The following is a 12,263-nucleotide window of genomic DNA, read 5'->3' as shown; positions in this document are numbered from 1 at the left end:
CCAGGTCTAGGACTGCCCAGGTCTAGGACTGCCCAGGTCTAGGACTGCCCAGGTCTAGGACTGCCCAGGTCTAGGACTGCCCAGGTCTAGGACTGGGCGCGACCCGCGACGCGAGTTCTGGGCGACACGGGTCCGCGGAAGGAAGGGGTTACAGCCGCAGGTCGCCAGGTCAGCCGCCTCGCCCAGCGCCAGGCAGCCCGCCGGTCTCCCCTGCGGCCGGCCGCAGCGACCTCGGTGCTACAGCCGGCTGAACCGAACACCCGCTACAGGTCGACGGCCAGACGCGGCGCCCCCCGACCCAGGTCTGGGAGACACGGGTCCGCGGACAGAAGGGACCACCGCCGCAGATCGCCAGGTCAGCCGCCTCGCCCAGCGCCAGGCAGACCGCCGGTCTCCCCACGGCCACCTCGGTGCCGCGGCCGGGATGAAACAAGAGCCCCGCTACGGGGTCGACGGCCAGGCGCGGCGGCCGGCGATCCAGGTCTGGGTGACGCGGGTCTGCGGGTGGAAAGGGTCACCGTCACAGATCGCCAGGTCGGCCGCCTCTCCCGGGACCAGGCCGCCCGCGCCCGGGGCGCCGAGGGAGGCTGCGGCCGTCACCGTCAGGGCTCGGACGGCCTCCGACGGGGTGAGTGCCTGGCCGGGCTGGATCGTGCGGTGCACGGCGTGGCGGAGGTTGCCGAGCGGGTCGAGGGGGCCGGCGGGGTGGTCGGAGGCCAGGGTCAGCGGCACGCCGGCGTCCAGGAGCCGCCGGCCGCCCAGCACGGTCAGGAAGCGGTCGGTGCCGCCGTCGACGATCTGCGGGCCGAACGTGGTGAGGAAGCCGGGCTGGAAGGTCGCCCACGCCCCGCTCGCCGCGACCAGCTCGACGGCCTGCGGGTCCAGCAGCACGAGGTGGTCGATGACGGCCGCGCCGGTGGGTGCGCCGACGGTGCGCAGGGCGGTGGCCGCCTGCCGGACCGCGAGGTTCCCCAGGGCGTGCATGCGTGGCCGCAGCCCCGCGGAGAGGTACCGTTCCAGCAGGTCGGCGAGCTCGCGGTCGGTGTAGCGCAGGTATTCCAGGCGCAGCTGCCCGCCGTGTACGGCCGACTTGCGCCGCATCGCGTCGCGTAGCGGGCCCGGATGCCGGGCCGTGACGGTCTCCCGGACGGCCTGCCAGGTGAGCCGCCCGAGCGCCCGGGCGGGGAGGCACACCGCGCACCGGTCGCCGCCGTCGAGGAACAGCTTCGCCTCCCGGCCGCTCGCGCCGTAGTCGCCGTCGGGGGCCGCGGCCGGGCCCTCCAGGGGGCTCAGCAGCCCGGCGGCGGCGCCGACCGCCCACGACAGGCGGGGCGCGGCGGCGGCCGCCAGGTGCAGCATCCGCTCGTGGTGCTGCGGCGCCACGTAGGCCTCGTGCGCGTGCGTGATGCCCAGGGACAGGCATCGGTCCAGTGCCAGCCGGGTCAGCGCGACGGGGTCGCCGGGGGCCGAGGCGAGCGCTCGGGCCAGGGCCTCGCCGTACGCCTGCTCCCAGATCTCACCGGTCGGGCGGCCCCGCCGGTCGCGGGTGACGTCACCGGCCCGGGCGCGCAGCGTCGTGATGCCGAGGGCGCGCAGCGCCTGGGTGGAGACCGTGCCGCGGTGGACGTCGACGCCGCTGACCAATATCTGACGGCCGGGGGCGACCGCGTCGAGCTCGGCGGCGGTCGGCAGGCGGCGCTGCGGCCAGCGGAAGGGTCGCGCGTTCCAGACCAGCAGCCACGGCGCGTCCGGGGTGGCGCGGGCGGCGGCGCCGATGGCGGTGAGCGCCTGGCGCAGGTCGGTCCAGGCGGTGCCGTCGACGCCGAGAGTCTGCCAACCGACAACCGACGCGTGCAGGTGCGTGTCGACGAACCCGGGCAGGATGTGGCAACCTGCGAGGTCGATCATGGTGTCGGCCTGCGGCGCACCAGCAGTGCCGGTGGCGGTGATGGTGCCGTCGGTGACCAGCAGCCAGCCAGGCTGCGGGGTGCAGTCCGGGCCGGCCCAGATCGTCGCTCCGGTCAAGAGGGTCCCGGCCATGTGCAAACCATACTTACCCGGATGCGAGTACGACGGCTCAGGCGGCGGGACGGGTCGCGGGCGAAGGATGAAGCCGTCGAGGAGGAGAGGGAGCGGTCGTGACGTTCGTGCGGCAATGGGTGCTTCGGGTCAGCAGCTGGGGGTTGACCTGGCTGTACGCGATCTACCGGGTGCATCCGGCGGTGTGGCGGCTGATGGCCCGCAACTACCGGCCGTGGATGGCCCGGTTCGCGCGGCTGCACGCGTGGATGACGTGCCAGTTCGCCGCGATCGACGTGCCCGCGTACGGTGACTTCCTGGCCCGCAACGACTGGCGGTTCCGCTGGTTCGACCTGACGTCCTACCCGCCGACCGCGAAGCTGACCTACGTGAAGGCGTATTCGGAGGAGCAGCGCTGCTGGCACGGCAGGATCGAGATCGAGGGCAGCGTCGTGGACGAGTCGTCGGGCTCGTCCGGGCAGCCGTACAACTGGATCCGCAGCCGCAAGGAGCTGCGCACGGTGCACAAGAACCTCGCCGGTTACACGACGCTGGTGTACCCGTCGCAGCGCCGCTTCGTGATCAACGCGTATTCGATGGGCGCGTGGGCGACCGGCACGAACACCGGCATCGCCATGGCCCGGGTCGCGATGGTGAAGAACACCGGCCCTGACCTTGACAAGATCATCGACACGCTGCGGCACTTCGGGCCCGGCTTCGACTACATCATCACCGCGTACCCGCCGTTCCTGAAGCACCTGCAGGACAAGCTGGACTCGATCGGCTTCGACTGGGCGCCGTACCGGCTGAGCGCGCTGGTCGGCGGCGAGGGCATGACCGAGGCGCTGCGCGACTACCTGGAGCAGCGCTTCACCAAGGTGCGCTCGGGCTACGGCGCCAGCGACCTGACGATCGGCATGGGCGGGGAGACCGACCTGACCGTGTGGCTGCGCCGCCGGCTGCGCACCGACCAGCGGCTGCGGGCCGCGCTGCTCGGCGAGGACGAGCACCGGCTGCCGATGATCTTCCAGTACAACCCCCTCGAGACGTACCTGGAGACGACCGAGGACAGCGAGATCCTGTGCACCATCAACACGACCGCCGTGCTCAACCCGAAGGTGCGGTACAACATCGGCGACGAGGGCAAGCTGCTGTCCTACGACGAGCTGATGGCGATCGTGGGCACCGACCCGGCCGCGGCGCAGGAGGCGCGGCGCGCGTTCGAGGGTGACCGGATGCGGCTGCCGCTGCTGTTCCTGTACGGGCGCAAGGACAGCACGATCTCGTACATGGGCGCGAACATCTACCCGCAGGACGTTGAGAACGGCCTGTACGACGGCAACCCCCACGCGCACGAGATCCAGAGCTTCTGCCTGACCCTGGAGGAGTCCGCCGACCTGGAGAGCCGCCCGGTCGTGCACGTCCAGCTCCGCGAGGGCGTCCGGCTGGAGTCGACCGAGGCGCTCGCCGACGTGTGCCGGCGCGGCCTGGTCCGCTATCTCGCCGAGGTGAGCCGCGACTTCGCGGAGTCCCTGGCCGAGGACCCGACCGCCGCCGACCTGCGCATCGTCGTGCACCACTACGGCGACGGGCCGTTCGCCGCGAGCAACGGCAAGATCAAGAACGTCTACCTGGCAAGGAGCGCCGCGGCATGAGGACCACCGACTTCTCGAAGGTGCCGCCGGTCGGGCAGGCGACCGCGATGTTCGTCGGCGCCACCCGGTACCGCGGCCCGCACTCGATCTTCATCCTGAGCTTCACGTGGTTCAAGATGGTGCGCCAGATGAAGCGGCTGCCCGGGTACTGCTGGCACACCGTCTACTGGCAGTGGCCCTTCACGCTCGGCACGATCGCGTTCTTCCGCGACCGGGACGCGCTGCTGCAGTTCGCCCGCACCAAGCACCACCGCGACCTCATGTGCTGGATCACCGACAACGGCACCCGCAACGCGACCGGCGGTTACATCCGGCTCTACAACGCCGAGGACAGCGGCTACACCAACGGCGTGTGGCGGGCTGAGGGCGACACGATGGCGCACATCGAGTCGTACACGCCGCTGTCGCGGGAGACCGAGGGCCCTTCCGTGCACCGGGCGCCCTCGTCGTGACCGTCCACGTCGTGCCGGTGACCGACCGGGCCGGGCTGCGCGCCTTCTGCGACCTGCCGCTTCGGCTGCACCCGCGGTCGCTCTACGTGCCGCTCGCCGACTCGGTGATCGCCGGGTTCAAGGACGTCGACCTGTTCCTGGCCCGCGACACCTCCGGTGCCGTCGTCGGGCGTACGTGCCTGCACCGCAGTGCCGTCTTCGACGCGAAACTCGGGCGGCGGCACCAGCTGTTCGGCCTCACCGAGTTCGCCTCCGCGCCGGCCGCGGCCGCGCTGTTCGATTTCGCCGCGGCCCGGGGCCGCGACACCGACGCCCTGTTCGGGCCGGTCGGCCTCCTGCCGAACCAGACCGGCGGGGTCATCACGTCCGGCTTCGACGAGCGCGGGTTCATCGACTCGGCCTGGAACCCGGCGTCGTACCCGTCAACCTACGAGCAGCACGGCTTCACCCGCCGATTCGAGGCCGACACGTGGATCTGCCCCGTGCCGTCCACTGTGGACTTCCCGTTCGACGACGCCCGCGTCGCGGCCGAGAAGCTCGTCGTGCGGCACGGGTCACGCCGCCGTTTCAAGGCGCAGCTGCCGATCCTGCGGGAGATGCTCAACGCGTCGTTCGCGCAGCTCGGCTACTACACCGAGATCTCCGCCGACGAGCTCGCCGCGCAGACCGACGGCCTCGCGTACCTCCTCGACGAGGCGCTGCTGCTGTGGCTGGAGAAGGACGGCCGGCCGGTCGCGTTCATCGTCACCGTCCCCGACGTGTCCGAGTTCTTCATGAAGGTCGGCGGCCGGCTCGGCGTGCTCAACCAGCTGCGCCTGCTCGCCACCCGCCGCCGCTACCGCCGCGACGCCGTGCTCATCATCAAGGGCACCGTCCCCGGCGAGCAGGGCCGCGGCTACCTCACGCTGCTGTCCCGGGAGCTGCACCGCGGGCTGCGCGCCGGCGGATACCGGCACCTGCGCAGCACGTACGTGGAACGCGACAACCCCGCGTCCGCGGCGCAGTACGTCCGCCTCGGCGGCCGCCCGCTGCACGGCTACACCTTCTACGAACGGGGCATCGCCGGATGAGCTGGGTCACCGAGTTCCGTGCCCTGGAGGACGACTGCCGCCGGGCGCCGAGCGCGCACAACACGCAGCCCTGGACGCTGCGGTACGGCGCCGACGACATCACCGTGCACTGGGACCCGGCCCGCTCGCTGCCGGACTCGGACCCGACCCGCCGCGACCTGTTCCTGTCGCTGGGCGCGTTCATCGAGACCTGCCTGATCGTCGCCGCCGGCGCGGGCCTGCCGGTCACCTGTGACATCGCCGTGGACCAGGCCTCGCTGCGCGCCGCCCGGCTCGTCCCGTCCCCGGCCGTCTACGACACCCCGTTCACCCCCGAGTCGGTGCGGCGGCGCGGGTGCGCCCGCGGCGGGTACGAACCCGGCGCCCTGGCCGCCGCCGACCTCGCCGCCCTGACCGCCCTCGGCGCCGACCTGCGCCAGGTCCCCACCCGCTCCCTCGCCGGTCCGCTCGCCTCGGCGGACCGGTGGATGTTCGGCACCCCCGAGGTCGTCGCCGAGCTCCGCGAGTGGATGCGGCTGTCGCCTTCGCACCCCCGGTACACCCTGGACGGCCTCACCGACAAGGCCATGGCCATGTCCCGCCTCGAGGCGCTGGGGCTGGCCGCGCTGATCGCCCCGCGCGCCTACGGCGTCACCCGACGCCTCGGCGCCCCCGCCCTGCTCGCCGCCGCGTCGAAGGGGCTGCTGCGGTACGACGGCAGCGTCCTCGTCCTGGTCGGCAGCGCCGTGACCCCCGAGTCGGTCATCTCCCACGGCCGCGCGCTCGTGCGGGTCTGGCTGGCCCTGTCGGAGCGCGGCCTCGCCGTCCACCCGCTGAGCCAGCTCCTCGACTGCACCACCACCGGCACGCAGCTCGCCGCGACGCTGGACCTCGCCCCGGACGAGTCCCCGCTCGCCGTCTTCCGCACCGGCCGCCCGCTGCGGCCCGCGCCCCGCTCCGCCCGCATCCCGGCACCGTAGCCGCGCCGCGGCGCCACCATCGGCACCGCTCCGCCCATCGCCCGATCCTATGATGCCCATCTATAGTCCGCCCATGGCCTCCTCCGACGCGCGGCTCGTGCACCGCGGCGCATCGGCCGACCGCGGCGTGCCGGTCGGCAACGACCGTCCCGCGACCGGCAGGACCGAGCGGACGGTCACGTGCGCCGTGTGCGAGCGGCCGGTGCCGATCGTCGTCCTGAGCCGCGCCGCCGGCCGCCGGGAGCGGATCTGGCAGACGGTGGCGGCCCTGGCCGGGTGCGCCGCCGCGTTCGCGGCGGGCGTCTGGATCCTCGGCGCCGACGTGCTGCCCGGCCCGTTCGCCGTCGTCGGTTTCGTCGCCGGGGTGATCGCCCTCATCATCGCCTTCGAGTCCTCGATGACGATGGACGACGGCATCCGCCTGCGCGAACCCCGCCCCCGCCACCACGACCTCGACCGCCCGGGCTGGCAGGACACCTACGCCATCGAGGGCTGACCCCCGGGACCTGAGATGGCGCGTACCGCGTGGACAGGTGAGGGCTACGCCGAGGGCGGAACCGCGGGATTCGGGTCGACGGCAACCCCCGTGCATGAGGCAGCATGAGGCGGTGCAGGCAAAGGACGCTGGTCGATTTCTGATATGGCTGGGGTGGCAGGTCAGGGACAGGGTCGCGCTCGGGGCGATGTTCGGGTCGTTGTGGTATGCGAGCATGGCGTTCACGCCGTTTCTGATCTCGCAGGTGATCGACCGGGGGTTGCAGTCGCGGCGGCCCGGGGTGCTCGCCGCGTGGGCGGGGGCGGTGCTGGTCGTCGGGATCGCGAGTGCCGGGCTGGGGATCATGCGGCACAGGAGCATGACGAAGCTGCGGGTGAGCGCCGCGCTGCACACCGCCGACCTGGTCATGACGCACGCGACACGGCTCGGGGCGGCGCTGCCCCGGCAGGTCACCGCCGGTGAGGTCGTGACCATCGGGATCTCCGACGTGTGGACGATCGGGCGGGCGATGAACGTCGGCGGCGTCGGGGTGGCGTCGGTGCTGGCGTATGGGGTGGTCGCGGTCCTGCTGTCGCGCACGTCGGCGACGCTCGCGGTGGTCGTGCTGGCCGGGGTGCCGGTGCTCGTGCTGATCGTCGGGCCGCTGCTGCGGCGCACCCAGCGGGCCGGGCTGCGCTACCGCGACCGGCAGGGCGACCTCAACGCGCGGCTCGTCGACGTGCTCGGCGGGTTGCGCATCCTCAACGGGCTCGGCGGCAAGGAGACGTACCTCGACCGGTACCGGCGCGAATCGCAGCAGCTGCGGGACCAGGGCTACCGGGTCGGCGGGCCGTCGAGCTGGATCGGGGCGCTCGGCGGTGGGCTGCCGGTGCTGTTCCTCGCGGTGGTCGTCTGGCTGGCCGCGCGGCAGGCGGCCGCCGGGGACCTCACCGTCGGGGAGCTCGTCGCGGTCTACGGGTACACCGCGATGCTCGTCGTGCCCGTCGACATGCTGATCTTCTGCGGGTTCGACGTGGCGCGGGGGCTGGTCGCCGCGCGGCGGGTGGTGGACTTCCTGCGGTTGCCGGCCGAGGATCCCGGCGGTGCCGCCGCGCCCGGCGGACCGGCCGTCCTGCACGACCCGGACTCCGGGGTCGTCGTCGAGCCGGGCCGGATGACCGCGCTCGCCGGGGCGCGGCCAGAGGAGGCCGCCGCGGTGATCGACAGGCTCGGCCGGTACGGGCGGACCGACGCGACCTGGGACGGGCGGCGGCTCGCGGAGATCGCGCGGGACGAGGTGCGGGCCAGGATCCTCGTCGCCGAGCACGACGCGGACCTCTTCGCCGGGGCGCTGCGCGACGTCGTCGCCGGCCCGCACGACCCCGACGACGACCTGGTCGCCGCCGCGATCCGGACCGCCGTCGCGCACGACGTGGCCGCCGACCTGGGCCGGCCCGTGGAGTGGGGCGGGCGCAACCTGTCCGGCGGGCAGCGGCAGCGGGTCCGGCTCGCCCGAGCCGTGCACGCCGACCCGGAGCTGCTGCTGGTCGTCGAGCCGACGTCGGCGGTCGACGCGCACACCGAGGCGGCGATCGCGGAGCGGTTCACCGCCGCACGGGCCGGGCGCGGCACCGTCGTGGCCACCACGTCGCCGGTCCTGCTCGACCACGCCGACGTCGTGCACTACCTCGTCGACGGTCACGTCGCCGCGTCCGGCACCCACCGGGCGCTGCTGGCCGAGCAGCCCGGCTACCGGGCGCTGGTCACGAGGGCCTTCGGGGACGGCGCATGAGCGCGCTGCCCATCGCGGACCAGCGCCTGGTGACGCGCGCCGCGCTCCGGCTGCTCGCCGCCGACCGCCGGTCCGTCGCCGCGGTCCTCGCGCTCAACTCGCTCGCCGCCGTCGCCGGGCTCGGCGCGCCCTGGCTGGTCGGCCGGATCATCGACACCGTCGCCGTCGGGGGCGGGCGGATCGACCGGCTGGCCCTCGCCGTCCTCGCGTGCGCCGTCGCGCAGACGCTGCTCACCCGGCTGGCTCTCGCCATCGCGTACCGGTTCGGCGAACGCACCGCGTACCGCATCCGCGAGGGTTTCCTCGAGCGCGCCCTCGCCCTGCCGGCCGCCGTCGTCGAGCGCGTGCCCGCCGGTGACCTCGCCGCGCGCGGCACCACCGACGTCGACACCGTCGCGACCACGCTCCGCGACGTCCTGCCCAGCATGACGATCGGCGCGGTGCAGATCGTGTTCATCGGTTCCGCGGTGGTACTGCTGGACCCGCTGCTCGGCGTGGTCGGCGTCCTCGGCCTGTCCGGCATCTGGTTCGTGACCAGGTGGTATCTGCGGCGGGCGCGGGCCGCGTATCTCGCCGAGGGCGCCGCGAACTCGGTGCTGGCCGACGAGCTGACCGCGACGACCACCGGCGCCCGCACGATCGAGGCCTTCGCCCTGCGGGACCGCCGCCTCGCCGCCGGGCACGCCGCGATCGCCGAGACCCGCCGCACCCGCATGGCCACCCTCGCGCTGCGGACCGTGTACTTCCCCGTCGTGGAGACGTCGTACGCGGTGCCCGGCGTGCTGGTGCTGCTGGTCGGCGGCCTGCTGTACATCGACGGCCGGGTCAGCCTCGGCACCGTCGTGGCCGCCGTGCTCTTCCTGCGGCAGCTGATCGGGCCGCTCGACAGCATCCTGATCTGGATCGAGCAGCTGCAGAGCAGCGGCGCCTCCTTCGCCCGCGTCGAGGGCCTCGCCGCCATCCCCGCGTCGACCTCCGCACGTGCCGGCACGCCGGTGGACGACCGCATCGAGGTGCGCGGCGTGCGGTACGCGTACCAGCGCGGCAACGACGTCCTGCACGACGTCGACCTGACGATCCGCCCCGGCGAGCGGCTCGCGATCGTCGGCCTCTCCGGCGCCGGCAAGTCGACGCTCGGCATGCTCATCGCGGGCGTCGACCGGCCCACGGCCGGCACCGTCACCGTCGGCGGCGTGCCGATCGCCTCGCTGCCGCCGGACGAGCTGCGCCGCCAGGTCGTGCTCGTCACGCAGGAGCACCACGTCTTCCGCGAGACCCTCCGCGACAACCTGATCGTGGCCGCCCCCGACGAGGACCTCCACGAGGCGCTGAAGACCGTCGGCGCCGACTGGGCCGACGACCTGGACCGCGACCTCGCCCAGCACCCCCTCGACGGCGCCCAGGCCCAACAGGTCGCGTTGGCCCGGGTCGTACTGGCGGACCCGCACACCGTCATCCTCGACGAGGCGACGGCGCTGCTGGACCCGACCGCCGCCCGCACCGCGGAACGTGCCCTCGCCGCGGTGCTGCACGAGCGCACCGTCATCGCCATCGCCCACCGCCTGCAGACCGCGCACGACGCGGACCGGGTCGCGGTCATGGACGACGGCCGCATCATCGAGCTCGGCACCCACGCCGACCTGGTGGCCGCCGGCGGCCCCTACGCCGCCCTCTGGCACTCCTGGCACAACGGCGTCTGACCAAACCGGTTTCAGGTACCGGTCAGGGTGTTCTGGTCTCCCAGGCCGGCCGCCCGGGTTCGTCGTTGTGCACGACGATGTGGGCGTGGTCGGTCGGGCGGGCCGCGGCGAAGTAGAGCCGCTGGGCGGGCAGGTAGCGCTCGCGCCAGCGCCGTTCGACGTCGGCCTGTGACGACGTCCGGCGTTCGCGGACGACGGCGCGGTCCACGGTCCTGTCGAGCGCGGTCGACACGAAGATGCGCAGGTCCCAGCGGTCGACGAGTTCGGGGCGCATCAGGAAGACGCCGTCGAAGAGCAGGACGGCACCGGCGGGGGCGGTCGTGACCGGCGGGGACAGCACGGTGTCCGTGGTGTGGTCGTAGACGGCGGGCCGGATGCGCCGGTCTCCGCCCGGGCCGAGCGGGTCGAGCAGGACCCGCCTCAGTGCGTCGTTGTCGTGGGTGTCGAGGTAGCAGCCCTCACCGGAGAACTCGCCGCGCGGATAGCGCCGCGCCCGGGGGAAGAGGAAGTCGTCGATCGTCGCGCGGATGACGTCGCGGCCCTGGGTGCGCAGGATCGCGGCCAGCTCGTCGGCGAGGGTGGTCTTGCCCGCGGCGGGCGGCCCGTCGACGGCGACCCGCGTCGGGTGCGCGACGGTGACGGACCCGACCGCCTCAGCGAGGCGGCCGAGCAGCTCGTCGCGGGTGCCCTGCTCCATGCCCTGCCCCGTCCTGGTCTCGCGGAGGTACCGGGCCGACCTTATGCGCGCCGGCCCGTTCCCGTCTGCCCCGGGCGCGTCCTAGCGGGCCGGTGTGCGCCAGCGCTGGGAAGGCCGGCCGTCGCACGGGTTGACCACCAGCCGGGTGCCGTTGCCGGTGGCGCCGTTCTGGGTGTCCAGGCAGAGGCCGGACCTGAGGTTGACGATCGAGCCGTCGCCGCGTGCCCACCACTTCTGGTTGCTCCACGGCGACCCGGCGCAGTCCCGCACCTGCACGGCGGTGCCGGGTGCGGTGGCCGAGCCGGGGGTCTCCAGGCATCGTCCCGATCCGGCCGACGTCTGGATCTCGCCGTCGCCGCGGACCGTCCACTGCTGCCACGGCAGGCCGTTGCAGTCCCAGAGGCCGACCGCGTTGCCGTTGGCGGCGTCCCCGGCGGTCACCCCTTGGATGTCCACGCACCGGTTCGCCACGCCGGTGATCTGCCCCGCCCACAGCGCCATGTGCGTGCGGTTGTCCTCGTCGGACAGGCCGCGTACGCCCAGCATCATCATGTCGGCGTCGTTGGAGAAGCCGGTGTGCACCGCGAGGGGATGCACCGCCCGGTCGAAGTTGTCGATGACCTGGTCCAGCGAGATGGGCGGCACGTCGGGGCTGTCCGAGGCGCCCGGGCCGATGTCGCCGCTGGTGCGCCACGAGTCCCCGACTCCCGGGCCCCACGTCCACGGGTCGTCGCGTCCCCACACGCAGATGTTGAGCGTCATCTGCCGGCCGGTGATCGCCGACGCCCGCTGGATGGCCGCGCTCACCTCCGTGTACTGCCGCTTCGGGTCGAGGCCCTGCTGGTCGCTGCCGCACCAGTCGACCTTGACGAAGTCGAAGCCCCACCGCTGGAACTGCAGGAAGTCCTGGTCGTAGTGGCCGTAGCTGCCCTGGTTGGGGTACTTGGGCTTGTTGCGCGGATACAGCGAGCCGCATCCCTGCAGGCCGGCGTCGGTGTAGATGCCCGCCTTGAGGCCGCGCGCGTGCAGGTAGTCGGCGACCGCGGCCATGCCCTGGGGCCACTGCTGGGCGTCGACGACGATGTTGCCGGCGGCGTCCCGGTTGCCCTGCCACCAGCCCTCGTCCAGGCCGACGCTGACGTAGCCCGCGTCCCGCATGCCCGATGCGATCATGGCGTCGGCCTGCGCCTTGATGGTGGTGAAGTCGTACGTGTCGGCGAAGTGGTTCCAGGTGGACCAGCCCATCGTCGGCGGTGCGTTCGTCCTGGACGTGCTCGGTCCGATCGCGGCGGCGGGTGCCGCGCCGCCGGCCTGCACGGCGAGCACCAGGGGTGCGCACAGCACGGCGGCGGCGAGCAGGCGCAGCGGGCGCAGGCGGGTCATCTCGGCTCCCGGGGTCGACAGGCATCGATCGCGCTGCACGTTAGCGCTCACATAGACACCG

General features: G+C 73.3%; 10 protein-coding genes. 7 read left to right on the top strand and 3 right to left on the bottom strand.

The window, feature by feature from the left end; all coding sequences use genetic code 11:
• Positions 1 to 441 precede the first annotated feature (441 nt).
• On the bottom strand, positions 442 to 2,040 hold the full coding sequence (locus ACZ6TV_RS44085) for an amidohydrolase (RefSeq protein ID WP_465305553.1): 1,599 nt from the start codon (positions 2,038 to 2,040) through the stop codon (positions 442 to 444).
• Positions 2,041 to 2,138: 98 nt separating this feature from the next.
• On the opposite strand from ACZ6TV_RS44085, the gene ACZ6TV_RS44080 reads away from it, so the two are divergent.
• From ACZ6TV_RS44080 to ACZ6TV_RS44050, 7 genes are all read left to right on the top strand, one after another.
• Positions 2,139 to 3,674, top strand: a complete 1,536-nt coding sequence (locus ACZ6TV_RS44080) for a phenylacetate--CoA ligase family protein (protein ID WP_465305551.1) — start codon at positions 2,139 to 2,141, stop codon at positions 3,672 to 3,674.
• Positions 3,671 to 4,126 (top strand): DUF4188 domain-containing protein, encoded by a 456-nt coding sequence (locus tag ACZ6TV_RS44075; RefSeq protein WP_465305549.1) that lies wholly within the window; start codon positions 3,671 to 3,673, stop codon positions 4,124 to 4,126. The genes ACZ6TV_RS44080 and ACZ6TV_RS44075 overlap by 4 nt, the downstream gene beginning before the upstream one ends.
• Positions 4,127 to 4,137: 11 nt before the next feature.
• Positions 4,138 to 5,196 carry a GNAT family N-acetyltransferase gene (locus ACZ6TV_RS44070; protein WP_465305547.1) on the top strand — a complete coding sequence of 353 codons (1,059 nt, stop codon included), beginning with the start codon at positions 4,138 to 4,140 and terminating at the stop codon, positions 5,194 to 5,196.
• Positions 5,193 to 6,155 (top strand): nitroreductase family protein, encoded by a 963-nt coding sequence (locus tag ACZ6TV_RS44065; RefSeq protein ID WP_465305545.1) that lies wholly within the window; start codon positions 5,193 to 5,195, stop codon positions 6,153 to 6,155. The genes ACZ6TV_RS44070 and ACZ6TV_RS44065 overlap by 4 nt, the downstream gene beginning before the upstream one ends.
• 73 nt (positions 6,156 to 6,228) lie before the next feature.
• Complete coding sequence (locus ACZ6TV_RS44060) at positions 6,229 to 6,651, top strand: hypothetical protein (RefSeq protein WP_465305543.1); 423 nt, start codon at positions 6,229 to 6,231, stop codon at positions 6,649 to 6,651.
• A 187-nt stretch (positions 6,652 to 6,838) separates the two neighbouring features.
• Positions 6,839 to 8,422 carry an ABC transporter transmembrane domain-containing protein gene (locus tag ACZ6TV_RS44055; protein WP_465305541.1) on the top strand — a complete coding sequence of 528 codons (1,584 nt, stop codon included), beginning with the start codon at positions 6,839 to 6,841 and terminating at the stop codon, positions 8,420 to 8,422.
• Positions 8,419 to 10,122, top strand: coding sequence for an ABC transporter ATP-binding protein (locus ACZ6TV_RS44050; protein WP_465305539.1), 1,704 nt, complete (start codon positions 8,419 to 8,421; stop codon positions 10,120 to 10,122). Before ACZ6TV_RS44055 ends, ACZ6TV_RS44050 begins: the two co-directional genes overlap by 4 nt.
• A 22-nt stretch (positions 10,123 to 10,144) precedes the next feature.
• Here ACZ6TV_RS44050 and ACZ6TV_RS44045 read toward each other — a convergent pair whose 3' ends face one another.
• On the bottom strand, positions 10,145 to 10,819 hold the full coding sequence (locus tag ACZ6TV_RS44045) for a cytidylate kinase family protein (protein ID WP_465305537.1): 675 nt from the start codon (positions 10,817 to 10,819) through the stop codon (positions 10,145 to 10,147).
• Positions 10,820 to 10,900: 81 nt separating this feature from the next.
• On the bottom strand, positions 10,901 to 12,202 hold the full coding sequence (locus ACZ6TV_RS44040; RefSeq protein ID WP_465305535.1) for a ricin-type beta-trefoil lectin domain protein: 1,302 nt from the start codon (positions 12,200 to 12,202) through the stop codon (positions 10,901 to 10,903).
• Positions 12,203 to 12,263 lie beyond the last annotated feature (61 nt).

It is taken from the genome of Dactylosporangium sp. NPDC051087 (genome assembly GCF_055586325.1).
The sequence above is the reverse complement of the archived record's forward strand: the minus strand, read 5'-3'. Positions and strand labels throughout refer to the sequence as shown.